Consider the following 255-nt stretch of genomic DNA (forward strand, 5'->3'; position numbering starts at 1 on the left):
GGCGGGCGATGCAAGCGCGCCGCCTTCGTCAATGCAGCCAAGACAAGTCCGGTGTCCATACGTTCGGCCAGGCTGAAGCCGACAATTTCCCGACTGTGTAAATCCTTGATTCCGGCAAGATATACCCTGCCCTGCCGTGTGGGGATATAGGTTATGTCACTCACCCACACGCGGTTGTGTTCGCCCGGCGCGAAGTTACGGTTTAAAAGATTGGGAGCGACCGCCAGCGCGTGATTTGATTCCGTGGTGCGGATA

General features: G+C 57.3%; 1 protein-coding gene. It reads right to left on the bottom strand.

The genetic code is table 11. From position 1 onward, the window contains the following. On the bottom strand, positions 1-255 hold a 255-nt coding region (locus V6C16_RS14785; RefSeq protein WP_333543636.1), incomplete at both ends, for a DDE-type integrase/transposase/recombinase.

The organism is Desulfovibrio sp. 1188_IL3213 (assembly GCF_036763145.1).
GTDB lineage: Bacteria > Desulfobacterota > Desulfovibrionia > Desulfovibrionales > Desulfovibrionaceae > Desulfovibrio.